Genomic DNA, 13,589 nt, shown 5'->3' on the forward strand with positions numbered 1-13,589 from the left:
ATGATTATGGTAGAAAATCCACATATAAATACGAATTTTCAGAAATGTAAGCGTTTTTTGATAAAGTTTTACTTTTAGAATATACAATTTTCTGACATGAAACCTTTGTTTTAATAGAGTATTTATTATATTTACATAAAAATAGGTTGTTTTGTCAATATAATATTGAATGAATGAAAAAATAAAATTTTTTAAAAGGTATCGACTTATAAGAAAAATGAGAATTATAACAAATGCAACTTAACAAAATATAAGCGTTGATGAAGAGGAGTACATATTATGAACATGTCAGAGAGCTGATGGATGGTGCAAATCAGTATGGAATGGACTTCGGAGCTTCCAAACCGAACCGAAAGAAGTAGGCTTTGGCGACATGATCTCATCGATATAAGAGACACGTATTATGTTTGATACGGTTAAGTATGTTACAATTGTAACGAATGAAGGTGGCACCACGGGAGTACCCGTCCTTTTTATAGGATGAGTACTCCCTTTTTGTATGGAAATAGTAAATAAGTGAAATCGCTGAGTAAGAAGAGTCCGCATGATGGAGACGTTCCAGAGAGCTGGGATAGGCGGGGGCCCAGTGCGGTGCCAGATGCGGAATGGGCTTACGAGAGGTTTGCTGAACAGAGATAAGTAGGCAACCCGGGTTCCGCTGTTACAAGGATAAGGTATAGATTTGTACCTCAATAAAGCGGAATGTTTTTTACATCCAAATGAGGTGGTACCGCGGTAAATTTATCGCCCTCTACATATTTCGATATGTAGAGGGCTTTTTTATTTTAAGACAGAGGTGAAAGGTATGATGACAAAAGAGGAGTTTATGAGGAAACAACGACAAGAATGCCCCTTTTTCGTAATTGAGGAAGCAGAAGGAGATTGTATGACGCCTATTTCTTTATATCGCCGTATGAAGGGAGACAAGAAATTTTTATTGGAGAGTTCACAGTTGCATCAAGATAAAGGGCGTTATTCTTACTTAGGGGGAAAAGCAATAGAAGACAAGTAGAACTGACAATACAGGGGCATACTAGGCAGTTTGAAGGACAGGTATTACATGTACTAAAAGAAGTCATTGCACTGTATCAAGTTGAGGGCCCATTCCCATTTTGCGGGGGAGCAGTTGGATATGTTGGGTATGACGTCGTTCGGCAATATGAAAATATCGGTAAGGAATTATATGATCCCATCCATATTCCAGAAGTTCATCTTCTTTTATACCGTGAATATGTCGTCTATGATCATGTGAAACAGAAGATATGGTTTGTATATGTGTGCAGAAAAGAAGAATCGACCTCTTATGAAGAAGTATGTGAAAGATTACAAGGTTTCAAACGTGATATATTTAGTGAATTAGAAGAGCAAGTTGAAGTAGAAAAAGCCTCTTTATCTTTTACATCTTCTATTACAGAAAAAGAATTTTGTGAAATGGTAGAAAGGGCAAAGGAATTACTAACAAATGAGAAAGAGCGGGCAGAGCATATTATGCTAGTTGATCTTGCTCGAAATGATATTGGAAGAGTAAGTGAAATTGGGAATGAACATGGTTATCGGCGCAAACGGCACTTTTATCGGCGGTTGTGCACCATATATCGGCGCAAATCAAAAAATAACGGCGTTTCGACAGAGAATATCGACCAACGACACATAACGACAAAAGAGGCTACCTGCTTAGGAGCCCCTTTTGAAAATGTATCACTCTTAGAATTGAATATTCTGACAATTGTTATATAATGGTTACAATTGTACCTTATAAGAAATGAGATGATAATATGGATGTATTACTAGCCCTTATTCCGATTCTGATGATTTTTATTTGTTTATTTCTGTTTAAACAAACATCATTAAAAGCATCGCTAATTTCTTATGCTATTTGTACGGGCATCGTGTTATTAACACCGATGTTTCGTCTGCAAATCGGGGAAGTAGTGCATGCAACGATTAAGGGTGGATTAATTTGTTTTATCGTCGGATATGTTTTGTTTTTTGGTATTCTTTTATTTCACCTCATGAACAAAATGGGATATATTAATCAAGCGGCAAAGTTTATTAAACAAGTGACAAAAGATCGTTTGCTACAAATGTTATTCATGTGTTTTGGCATTTGCCCGCTTATTGAATCAGTCAGTGGATTTGGCATCGGTTTTATGGTAGCGGCACCTATTTTTCTTTCGCTCGGTTATCAGCCGTTTCAAGCTGTTTTATTATCGTTTATCGGTTTACTAGCAAGTTCATGGGGAGCGATGGCAACGGGAACCATTATTGGAGCACAGCTTGTTCATATATCGCTCGTTCAGTTTGGAACTAGCACAGCACTGTTCAGTATTCCTTTCTTTGCATACTTTATTGTACTTTCCTTATATGTTGTTGGCGGATGGGAAGCAGTGAAACAAAAATGGAAAGAAGGACTCGGCTTTTTTCTCTTATTTTCTATTTCTATTTATCTTTCAAATGCATATGTAAGTGTCGAGTTGGCCGGTATTTTAAGTTCAATTGTAACGATTGCATGTGGTTTGACCATAATAAAACTGACCGCGAAGCAAGAGAGTAGAATGTTATCAGAACATGCAGCAACGATAGAGCGGGGGCCTTCCATTGTTAAGATTATGAGTCCTTATCTCTTTTTAACAGCTTGTATTTTATTATCTCGCCTCGTTCCTACTTTCCATCATACATTACAATCTTACGCTGTTTTAAATTTACCATCTTACTCTTATAAACTAGAACTACTATATTCCCCGGGATTTTGGCTTGGTGTTACTTGTTTGTTTACTATTTTTGTCTTTCGTGTACCATCTGCGATTATAAAAGAATCATTATTTCAAACGGTAAAACAATGGATTCCGTTTGCGATTACAACGACAATGTTTATTGCCATTTCAGAACTAATGGGAGCCGCAGGGATGCATTCCTTGTTAGCAGATGTAGCAGGAAATACATTTGGAACGTTATTTGTCTTTGTAGCACCTTTCATCGGTGGAATTGGCGGCTTTTTAACAGGAAGCAATGCTGGATCTAATGCGATGTTTATTAACCTGCAAATGCAAACAGCACAAAACGTAGGATTGCCATGGCAATATGTTACAAGTCTACAAAATACGGCATCATCAGTAGCAACCATTGCCTGTCCATCGCGGATTACACTTGGAGCTTACTTATGTAATGTTCCATTTCGCGAAAATGAGTTATTGAAGAAAACAACACTCATGATTTTCGGCGCAGTGTTGATTGTAGGTATCGAGGTCCTTATTTGGTATATATTCTAATAAATTATTTGAAAAAATCCTCTGCCACAGGAGGATTTTCTTTTTGCAATGAATAATTTATAAAAGAACAAACGTTTCTATTAAACAAAGAGGAGAGGATCCCCGTGCCGCTAAAAAACTATGGTGTATTAAAAGGAAAAGCAATACAGTCTAGGAGTGGAAAAGGGAAAACACCTCATTATCAAGTCCATTTACAAGGTGAACAAGGAGTGGATTATCGAATTGCGATTAATGTGAAGTCACAAAGGTATCCATCAGAAGTACTATATTTCGCAAGCGAGAATATAAAATCAGACGCGATTACCATTTTACTAAGCTTGCCATTTGGTTTTACAAAGGTGAAGCAGAACGAACCGAAAGTTGCATTGGATTATGTGAGAGGGAAGTTGTTTGATGCAAGACAAATGATTCCTTTACCACCAGAGAAATCAGGCGCCAACAATGACTTAAATGAAAAAATAGAACAGTATATAAAACGAGCAATAGTCGAAGAAGCAACTATTTATGCATTTGGAGAGCGATGGGGGCCAGAAGAAAATACGCCAGATGCTTATTTTCACTTTAAACCAGGAAATGGTATCCATGATATTCATATGAATCAAGGGAATGTGGAAAAGTGGAAAAAGGATGATGGCATATGGCAAGATGGCGGGATATTGATTCATTTTGAAAAACAAGACAAGTGGGCTGGTATTTTCCTTGCCTTTCAATCACAGTCATGGTGCACAGACGAGAATGGGCATGCTCTTGCCCCTGTGGAGGAGTGTAACTATAGAGGTAGAAAGTGATGCTAATGACTAAACAAGGCACATTCCAACATCGTGATGTGCCTTGTTAATATGTTTTTATTTTATAGAACAAGTAGCTGATCAGCATAGAAATGCATAAAAATAGAATGGTTATACTTGAAAAAGCGAGCATATACATATTGTATTTTACGATTCCTTCTATTAGCGTATGACGATCGTAATGAAACAAATGAGCGATGCTATTGCATAAAAGAAGAAATCCGAACAGCGTAATCAATCCATCTATTGAGCCTTCTATATCGGATTTGCTTAAAGCAATATGTGTTGAGATGCATATTGCAATGAAGAGAAAGAGCCAAAAAGATGGAGTGGATAAGTTATTTATCGTAAATAAGCTTTTCAATAAAATGATAGATGAGAAACAAATATGTTGCACCATTTCCATATTGATAGAAGCTGATTGTGTGTGTGTTTCTAGCACATTTATAAATAAATCATAAGAGTCTGGGACAAAATAATACATACATAGAATGAAAGCGGCCATTCCTGAAAAAATGGGAGCAATTCCAATAAAGAAGTTTCCTATTCTTTGATAAACACTTCTTGGGTGATATTGATGTCTTACATATCCTAAACGCCCATTGCTTACATTCGTAGGAAATAGCTGTATAGATACAATTTGGTGACGAAATACAAGGCACATGAGAGCGTGGCCAAGTTCATGAATGGGAACGCCAATCCATGCTGTTAAAAGGAATCCCTTTCTACCAAAAGCTCTCGTCCAATAAGTTCGAGTTCGTGATTCTAAATATCCAAGAATGAAACCAACTATAATAATCATCCCCACTAATGAAAATAATTGTATAAAGCTTACAAAAAGTATATGAACAATTGAGTATACAAGTTCCATATGTTTCATCCAATCTATTTATAATAGTATTTATTATCATATCACTTTGTTTACAAATTGCTAGAGCATGTTTTGTCTTCCTTTACATATATTAATCTTATAGCAGCTTAGAACATGCATATAAAGGGGGAGATGGAATGACATGTCCAAATTGTCATATGGAGAATACCGCTCATGCAAAGTTTTGTGGGTATTGCGGGCATGCTTTAACCGAGCTTGCAGAAGAACAAGCGGGAAGAAATGACAATTTAGAAAAACGAACCAATGAAGTGCGAGAGCAAGTAAAGGAATTTGTAAGCGGGTATTTTCATTTCTTTAAAAATGCAATGAAAGCTCCTTCAGCCATTATGAAAAGTGGATCCATTGAAGGGAGAAATGGAATAACAAGTCTTATTTTTATTTGTTTTTTATTTACGCTTGTTTTCTATCGCATTATGAATGAGACGACATGGATGACAATGAGTCTTATGCCTGAAACACCGTCTCCTTCATTGTTAGGAGAATCTATTAAAATCTTTTTCTTTCTCCTTGTTTTATTCCTCTTTATTGGATTTATTATTTTTATAAGTGGTAAGTTGATGCAGTCATCTTTTTCTTTTTGGGAGACGTTAGGAGTATGGGGAACAGTAGCAACACCAGTTGTTACGATGCTCATTCTTTCATTTTTATTTAGCTTTTTAACTATTTTTCTAACTATGTTATTTTTAGGAATGGCTGTAACACTTATGGATGTAGGGATTATTGTTTCGATATTTAGACTAGATCGAGGTGGATTAGATCCAGTTTATACATTGATTATCGCAAATATTCTTATTTTTATTGCAGGATGGCTTGTATTTTGGTCTTATTTGAAAATAATCGTTCATCTGTTAACTGGTTTATGAATTTTTTAATGTGAAAGGTACAGTAGCGATGATGCGCTTGTACCTTTTTTGAATGGAAAGAGCAGGATATTGGTGAAACAAGAAAGCAAATATTATACTTTGTATAAGAAAAAGGTGTTATTTGTAGAAAATCTGGAAAATGTAAAGAGTAGAGTAAAATGAAGGAGTGATATAGTGAAGTATGTAATTATTGGTGGAGATGCGGCTGGTATGAGTGCGGCGATGCAAATTATTAGAAATGATAAAGATGCACATGTGATTACGTTAGAAAAAGGAGAAATTTATTCGTATGCCCAGTGCGGACTCCCCTATGTAATAAGCGGGGCAATTTCTTCTACGGAAAAATTAATTGCACGCGATGTGAAAACATTTCGTGATAAGTATGGGATTGATGCAAAAGTACACCATGAAGTAACAAAGATTGATACGGAACATAAAATGGTGCATGGAATACATACAGATACAAAAGAGGAATTTCAATACGAATATGATCGCTTATTAATTGCAACAGGAGTTAGACCTGTTATGCCAGATTGGGAAGGGGCTCATTTACAAGGCATTCACCTTCTCAAAACGATTCCAGATGCTCATCACATATTAGAGACGTTAAAAGAGAGAAATGTGGAACGAGTGACAATTATCGGTGGTGGAGCGATTGGTCTTGAAATGGCGGAAACATTTGTAGAACTTGGAAAAGCGGTGCGAATGATTGAAAGAAACGATCATGTTGGTACAATTTATGATGCGGATATGGCAAAGTATATACATGAGGAAGCAGAGAAGCATGGAATTGAAATTTTAACAAATGAAAATGTGAAAGCTTTTAAAGGGAATGAAAAAGTAGAAGAAATTGAAACAGATAAAGGGACATATGAAACGGATCTTGTCTTAGTATCAGTAGGAGTAAAGCCCAATACAGATTTTCTTGCAGGAACGAATATACGTGTAAATCATAAAGGAGCGATAGAAGTAAATGCCTATATGCAAACAAATGTGAAAGATGTGTTTGCAGCTGGGGATTGCGCGACTCATTATCATGTCATAAAAGAAATACAAGATCATATACCAATCGGGACAACTGCGAATAAACAAGGACGACTTGCGGGATTAAATATGGTTGATAAACGAAGAGCGTTTAAAGGAACGCTTGGTACAGGAATCATTCAATTTATGGGACTTACACTTGCAAGAACCGGTTTAAATGAAAAAGAAGTAAACGGATTGAATTTGCCATATGAAACGGTAAAAGTAGATTCGACAAGCAGCGCTGGTTATTATCCGAACGCGGCGCCGCTTCATGTGAAATTATTGTATCGTTCAGATACGAAACAATTACTTGGGGGACAAGTAATTGGAGCGGAAGGTGTGGATAAGCGAATTGATGTGATCGCAATGGCGCTTTTTCATAAGATGAGTATTCATGACTTAGAAGATGTGGATTTAAGCTATGCACCACCTTATAATAGCGTGTGGGATCCAATCCAACAAGCAGCTCGGCGCGCGAAATAGTACTTCTTATCGAAAGGCTATTTTTCATATTCACTCTTGAAAAATATAGTATTTATCGATTATATTTTCATATAGTATTCATTTTTATATAATGAAGAAGCGCTAGTGTTCATGCAGGAGGATTAGAAATGGCAATTAATTTAAAAACAGTAGAAGAGTGGATTGAAGAAGCAAACGAACGACATGAAGAGGACTTTGGAGAAGTTATTCAAGAATTAAAAGAATTATGCATTGGAATTGATAATGCTACATTAATTTATCCGAAGCATGTATTTTGCTTTGGGAAAAAAGTAGAAGTATTCTTTTTCTTCCAAGATCATGTTGTAATTGGACAAGCAAAAGAAGAGTATATTGAAGTGGAAAAACTAAAGTATGACGATATGACAGACGTAAATTTAAAAACAAATGACAAAAATACAACATTACAGCTGAATTTTTCTAATGGAAGATCTATTTTATTAGATAGCTTAAATGATAATTGTGGTTCGAAAAATTGGCTATTTGCAAGACAAATTAAGAGCATTTTTAAATTAATCTAACGAAAAAAGCAGACGAAACAACGTCTGCTTTTTTCGTTTGGTAAGAGGGGTTTAAGGCGCTTGTCACTATTTGTCGAGCGGTCGATATTCTCTGTCGAATCGCCGATATTTTTAAAGTTGCGCCGATATATGGTGTACAATCGCCGATAAAAGTACCAGTTGCACCGATATAATTTCATGTACTACGACTTTTAGCATTTACATCGGCAGATTTTAGCTATGCAAGTTGCCTTTTAACCAATTGCGTGGTCGAGAAAAACCAACTGGAATTTGGATGAGAGTCGTTTTTTGCGTTACATCAATTTTATATAATTGATCACAAAGATTAACATCGAAACCTAAAAGGGGGTGACCACCCATGCCCATTGCAGTGGCAGCTAAGAGGAGCTTTTGAACAAGTATACCAGCTTCCATTTGCTGCATGCGGTACCCTCTATATCCAAATGTATCTTTCATATAGTCTGTATTGCCGATAACATGAAGACAAAGTGGGACTTGATATAAGTTTACATTATCTATTGTTAGACTTGAATGCAGGAGATGACGATGATCTCCAGGAGCAATGGATTCTAGTGCATGAGCGTCGCTATTATAGGAATACGCCCCGCTAGGTAAACCGTCTATATGAGAAAAGCAGCCGTACAAGGAAACGCGTGCTTTTGGATTCTTGTCGCTATTATCTATGTCATTTTGGTAAAAAAAAGAAGAAGCTGTTTCTTGCAATAAAGTAGCAAGTTCAGTGACATTCAGTTTTGTTAAGAAAAAATCAGACTCTGGTGAATAACGTTTTTGGCAAACAACTCTAAAATCATAAGATAATTGCTCTACTTTAGGAAGAGAGAAACTGTCTTTACCATACGTAGTAATTGCTTCGTTTCGTAATGTTCGAAATTGCTCAGTTGTTTCGAGCATAGAGGCTTCGTTTATTTTTAGAATCATTGGATATTCAGTCACATGTTTTGAACGAACAAAGTGTTTATGTTTCAAAATAGGGAGTTGCTCCAATAAATCGTTAGACGTGACGTTTGGTATTGTTAGAGGATTGCGCCAAGTAGATTCATTAGATAAAGGAATAATAGCATATACGCTCTCTTCTTCTTCAGAAAGTCCAAGTAAATGATTGATCGCCCGATCTAAAAATTGATAATATACGCCAGTTGTATAGCCAAATTGTTTGGAGGACGCCAGTAATTGTCCGATAAGAACACCGGTATCTAGACTGTGGAGTCGATAGGAAAAATGATTATATTTAAAGAAGTTTTTCCAAAACATTGTCGAAACAAAGATAGTGCCAAAGCAATCCGATATGTCACAGCGATCGCCAAGTGATTTTTCAAGATAAGAGTCAAAGTTTCCAGCGCGAAGTAAGAGAAGCCGATGATGCGCAACATCATAATGATAGATTCCTTGTGGGCAATCTTCAATCTTTAAATAGATATATAATTCGTTTGGATATAATCCACCCCCAGAGGGGAGAAATCTTCGAAATATATTGACGTTATGTTCAACAGAAGGTTGACATACCTTTGTTAACCCAAATGTATACCAAAGAAAATGACCAATATTTGTGATAGTAGGGCTGTTATACATCTGTTGATTTCTTACTGTTAATGGGACTTCTAGAGAAAGGGGAATACTGGGTAACCCGCGGTATAATTTATAGGGAAGCGGGGCATCTTCCCAGTTTACTTCTTGATTGTGAGGCATAATTTCATCGACTGAAAAATGTAAATGATGAAGAAATGTATCTAGTTGCATTTCGAATGAACCTCCTTCATAGTGATCCCCCACTAACATAAGTTGGTGGGGGAGAGTAGATTATGGGAAAGGATGCGGATGTGGATTTAACTGTTCAAATGTAAGAGACTGATCAACATATCCTAGTTTCATTGGTACAGTCAATACTCTTTCTAGACCGGTTATACGGGTTAAGTGATGCCCAAATGTCATCGGTAACATGCCGGGAATTAGTACTTTTACACAAGATAACCCATTTTTCTCTATAAGTGGAACAGTTTGATCAACGACAATAACATCAAGGCCTGCATGATGCAATCGAGTTAAAAGATGGGATAAATCTGATGTTAAATTTTTATCGATGGATTTTAAATAACTCATCTCTTTAAATGTTTGTAGCGGCTGATGAGTGTCCAATAAAAATTGAAGGCGCTCTTCCGCTTCTGGTAATCCATATAGCATGCTGTGGTCTTCCATTTTTGTCACAAGATAAGGGTCTTGTAAACATTGTTCATATGTTTTTCGATTTGTTTCAAGATTTTCATCCATAATGAGTAACATACCGGCTAGTTCATGAATTGCGCTTTTTACAGCGCGCGCAGGATCCATATGAGCACCACCTGCACAGACGAGATTCATGCCGCTTTTCCTCGTATTTTTAGCGATTGCCCATATGCTTGGGATGCCGTGTTCCATTGTTGCATTAAATACATGTAACTCATAGCCTGTAATCGCCTGCATTCGAGCAATCATAAGTTGTAATTCTATATCCTCTGAAGAACGGAGATCGATGCGCGGTAAGGGTAATTGTGCATACCAAGTTAGTAAGAAAGAGTCGCGTTCTATCACTTCTAAAATGCCGTGGAAAATAGCTTCTTCTATACTGCCGCCAATCGCGCATCCATTTGAAGTTTCATAGACAAAAGCATCTTTATGTCCCAAGCTGTAATAAGCAAGTGATTCTGGAACTAAAACGGAGCGATTTTGTAATAGTGAGTATCCCCATACCCAATTTTGCGGATGATCAGGATCAAATGGTTTAAATGGGAATCCATCCCGATTATAATGTTCATCTGTATGTACACCAAATGTAAGAGGATTGATCGCGATATTTTCAAAGTCTCGGTAACTCCCATAAACATTTGTCCGTTTCCCGCGCGGAGCCATTCCACAGTAGCGCTCTAAGCCTTCCAAAATTGCGGTTGCTTCACTTATTTTGAATGAATGTGTCCGTCCGGCAACACCTTCATTTCCTAATATTAAAGGCATATTGACAATGACATCAGCAAATGGCAGAAGGGAATGCTGCATTTTGCCATTTAACAGTCCTGTTTTCTGATTTAAATAATCTTTCTTTAAACATATGCTTAAATCGTGTATGGAGCGGCAACGGTAACTGTCGCTGTTCGTTTTCAAACTTGGTTTGAATTGCAGAATAGCAGCTTCTTCAGAATCATTTGGCACTGTCCCGCATACTGGGCAGAGAGGGTCTGGAAGAAATGAATGGCGTGAAGATTGGAACGTTTGTAAGTTTAGGAATATGAGTTCATCTGATAAGGAGGTATGCTCTTCTCGCTGTATGTTCTCGATTTCAGCATGAATAAGATAGGACATGTGCAGCAGCCCGATTGGTGTAGCACATATATCCCGCTTTGTCATTTGGTCTGTTTGGAAAGAATATGTTCGTTGTAATTCCCACATCTCTTTTTGGTCGAATCCGGCTGTAAATCGCCTTGCATCAGCGCATTGAGAACATCCTGGTTGATTCGGTGTAACATAAGGACCGATAATTCCTTCCCCAAATGAAGTAAAGGCGCGAAGCCATGGAATATGGGCGGATCGAAATCGTTCTTCAGCTTGCTGATGAACGGAAAGAGGGAATCCGTCGTGTAGTACAAGGGCGAGACGAGTATGCTCTGGGATACATTCTTCCAGTGTATGTTGACGAAAGATCGGGTAGTGAGCAGACAATTGCTTATCTACATAATCTGCAAGTACGCCATCTCCGACAATTAATAATTGAAAATCTAGCATTCGTCTACCTCCTCTTTTATAACCACACCGAAAACACCGCTTAAACCTTCTTTAAGGAATGGTTCAATAGATAAATCAAGAATATATGGATAAAGATGCTGTTCTTTTAATTTCTGTAAAGCATTTTGCAAAGTGGAAAGATTTGGAGTGACTTCTTCTGTTTGGATTTCGATTCTACATGGTTCTCTATCTAGCATGAGGATAGAGGAATTCCATAATAGATTAGACTGATAAGGAGCTTCCTCGTTTTGAAAATGGGACAGAGCTTGTTGTAATGCATTCCTTAATGCCAAAGTTACGTTGAAGTGAGCGCTACCATACCACTTATGATGTGCTTGAACCCAAATGACGGGAAATCCATATAAATTTTCAGCCATTCCAATTGTAGGTTCTTCGCATGCGATGCGAAGCGCATCGAAATAAAAGCGGCACTGTTTATCAGCAATCTCAGTAAGTTCTAAAGGAATTATTTCTTCCGGTTTGCTTGTTTGCCTCATACATAATTGATGTGAGAAATAATGCTGAAATGCGCGGTAGATACCTTCTGTCATCGTTTCTCCAGCTCCAATTCCAATAAACTCTTCTTGCTCAGAAAGGAGAAAGTCAATCATTTTGGAGACGTATGTTTCAATTCCGGTTAGACCTGCTGAGCGCCGCGCTTCATCATGAGTGAATCCACTACAAATAATGGGAGGAAGGAGTGCTGTTGGTCCTTCTGATAATGGATCTGCGATTTGAATATAGCACTGTGACAAAGGAAGTTGTTGTAAGTCATCTTCTTCCCACATATGAAAAATACCGGATGTTCTAGAAGTTAGCTTGTCAAAAAAGCGAAAAAGTTCATGGGAATGATTGCGCTTGGCATCTTGTTCTAGCTTCTTATCGATCTCTGTTAAAAGTTCGAATGTTACACAATTGTTTATTGTAAGGGGGTGTCTAACGAAAGAATGCCAATTTCCTTCAAGTGTCTCTAAATCGAGTAAAAAGAATTGGCCGTTTGTTTCTCGATTTGAAGCTCCAGTAATCTCTTTAAATAGCTCAAAAACAAGTACATTTGCTAGCATGGCACCAGCGATAGGAGAGAAGGAATCTTCCCATTCGTTTGGGTGAAGAGCTGTTTCATGCATGCGATGCCATGCAGATTCCCAGCATTGTCTGCAATCAGAAGTGATGATGGGTCCGACTAAGCCAACTTGTTCTAAATAAATAGCAGGGATAAAGTTTTTCTTTTCTTCCTGGCAAATGGAATCGAGTAGACGTAGTTTGTCGATATTCCCATTTTGAGATACATATAAAATCCAATCGAAAGGCTCGAAAGTTTCTGCTAAGGAACAATCTATCGTCGTCTCGATTTCCTGAACAGAGACACCTTGATCTGCTGATTGTGCTTCTTGGATGAGTTCGTCTAGTCTCGCTAAGTTTGTTGCATCTCGATCCGTAATTAAGTAATGAAACGTAGGTAAACCAGATGTTAGTAAAGAAGCAACTAGTGAGATAAGCATAGGGCCAGATCCAATCGCTAACACGTTTGCCTGCCGATACGTCTGAAAATGTAAGGCGCCAGAGTGAGACGATGCCTCTAAAAATTCAATTTGTGATGCATACCTTTCTAAGAGTGTATCATCTAGTTGATGCGGAGCATTTTGACTGACGTCGCGAACAAAACCATTTGTATATAAAAGCTCACCGATTTCAAATACTCTTTTTTGATAAGGAAGGGGGAGTCCGTTCGTTAGTTCTTCCAGTGTATGTTTGCCGTTAAACATCGGCATTAATTTTTCAATCCATTCGTAGATGCCATCTCCTTGCATCCGAAATGAGCTGACATTATTTCGAAAATAGACACCTCCGTCTGAATCGGGAAGGAAAAAGGTATCTTGATTCATTTTCAGCTTTGCAGAAGGCGAGAAATTACTCATTACATTACCTCCTAATCATCGCATATTTTAGGCATACAT

9 protein-coding genes, 1 pseudogene and 2 other annotated features are annotated in these 13,589 nt (G+C 37.5%); of the genes and pseudogenes, 6 read left to right on the top strand and 4 right to left on the bottom strand.

Features of this window, described 5'->3' with window-relative positions; all coding sequences use genetic code 11:
* Positions 1–248: 248 nt before the first annotated feature.
* Positions 249–475 (top strand) — a binding site (T-box leader).
* 41 nt (positions 476–516) lie between these two features.
* Positions 517–755: a binding site (T-box leader), on the top strand.
* 50 nt (positions 756–805) lie between these two features.
* The 3 genes and pseudogenes from MR056_RS17135 to MR056_RS17145 form a co-directional block, all read left to right on the top strand.
* A pseudogene (locus tag MR056_RS17135) lies at positions 806–1,542 on the top strand (chorismate-binding protein); the annotation flags it as partial.
* A gap of 233 nt (positions 1,543–1,775) precedes the next feature.
* Positions 1,776–3,269, top strand: coding sequence for an L-lactate permease (locus tag MR056_RS17140; RefSeq protein ID WP_011984035.1), 1,494 nt, complete (start codon positions 1,776–1,778; stop codon positions 3,267–3,269).
* A gap of 104 nt (positions 3,270–3,373) precedes the next feature.
* Complete coding sequence (locus MR056_RS17145; protein WP_011984036.1) at positions 3,374–4,057, top strand: DUF2278 family protein; 684 nt, start codon at positions 3,374–3,376, stop codon at positions 4,055–4,057.
* A 46-nt stretch (positions 4,058–4,103) separates the two neighbouring features.
* Here MR056_RS17145 and MR056_RS17150 read toward each other — a convergent pair whose 3' ends face one another.
* A complete protein-coding gene (locus MR056_RS17150; RefSeq protein WP_011984037.1) occupies positions 4,104–4,937 on the bottom strand; it encodes a hypothetical protein in 834 nt (277 codons plus the stop codon).
* A gap of 128 nt (positions 4,938–5,065) precedes the next feature.
* On the opposite strand from MR056_RS17150, the gene MR056_RS17155 reads away from it, so the two are divergent.
* The 3 genes from MR056_RS17155 to MR056_RS17165 all read left to right on the top strand — a co-directional run bounded on the left by MR056_RS17155 (position 5,066) and on the right by MR056_RS17165 (position 7,860).
* Positions 5,066–5,812: a zinc ribbon domain-containing protein gene (locus tag MR056_RS17155; protein WP_011984038.1), complete on the top strand. Its 747-nt coding sequence runs from the start codon at positions 5,066–5,068 to the stop codon at positions 5,810–5,812.
* A gap of 174 nt (positions 5,813–5,986) precedes the next feature.
* Positions 5,987–7,321, top strand: coding sequence for an FAD-dependent oxidoreductase (locus MR056_RS17160; RefSeq protein WP_011984039.1), 1,335 nt, complete (start codon positions 5,987–5,989; stop codon positions 7,319–7,321).
* Between the two features lie 128 nt (positions 7,322–7,449).
* Complete coding sequence (locus MR056_RS17165; RefSeq protein ID WP_011984040.1) at positions 7,450–7,860, top strand: DUF3908 family protein; 411 nt, start codon at positions 7,450–7,452, stop codon at positions 7,858–7,860.
* Positions 7,861–8,073: 213 nt separating this feature from the next.
* On the opposite strand, the gene MR056_RS17170 is transcribed toward MR056_RS17165, so the two are convergent.
* The 3 genes from MR056_RS17170 to MR056_RS17180 are packed head-to-tail and all read right to left on the bottom strand — an operon-like array spanning position 8,074 to position 13,550.
* Entirely contained in the window at positions 8,074–9,618 is a 1,545-nt protein-coding gene (locus MR056_RS17170; RefSeq protein ID WP_087097983.1) for a SagB family peptide dehydrogenase, read from the bottom strand.
* 60 nt (positions 9,619–9,678) lie between these two features.
* Positions 9,679–11,631: a TOMM precursor leader peptide-binding protein gene (locus MR056_RS17175; RefSeq protein WP_087097984.1), complete on the bottom strand. Its 1,953-nt coding sequence runs from the start codon at positions 11,629–11,631 to the stop codon at positions 9,679–9,681.
* Entirely contained in the window at positions 11,625–13,550 is a 1,926-nt protein-coding gene (locus MR056_RS17180; protein ID WP_087097986.1) for a putative thiazole-containing bacteriocin maturation protein, read from the bottom strand. Before MR056_RS17180 ends, MR056_RS17175 begins: the two co-directional genes overlap by 7 nt.
* Between the last annotated feature and the right edge of the window lie 39 nt (positions 13,551–13,589).

This window comes from Bacillus cereus group sp. BfR-BA-01360 (assembly GCF_022663595.1).
Lineage (GTDB): Bacteria > Bacillota > Bacilli > Bacillales > Bacillaceae_G > Bacillus_A > Bacillus_A cytotoxicus.